Origin of the sequence: Acinetobacter sp. WCHAc060033 (assembly GCF_004209125.1) — a bacterium.
Lineage (GTDB): Bacteria > Pseudomonadota > Gammaproteobacteria > Pseudomonadales > Moraxellaceae > Acinetobacter > Acinetobacter wuhouensis.
Map to the genome: position 1 here is coordinate 1 of NZ_SGSW01000231.1, position 238 is coordinate 238.

The 238-nt window shown below is 50.8% G+C and carries 1 protein-coding gene; it reads right to left on the reverse strand.

Annotated features, from left to right (window positions below; translation table 11 throughout):
• The coding region (locus tag EXE10_RS21375) for a TolC family protein (protein ID WP_416346116.1) at nt 1–238 on the reverse strand (238 nt) is incomplete at both ends.

Here is a 238-nt window from a genome sequence, read left to right on the forward strand (position 1 = left end):
TGCTCACTCCGTACAGTTGCCGACTCCATCTGCGTAAACCAGTATTGCGTTTCCTGACGCAAACGGTTTTCTACTCGTCCGATCTCAAAATTGGCCTTTTGAGCTTCCGCCATGGCCATACCAGAAGCTATACGCACTTGCCGACTGGCGAGTGGAATTGAAACGCTCACACTCATCAAGTTTTCAACGCCAGACTGTTCACGACTATAGCCCACTCCGACCGTAGGATTAGGTACCC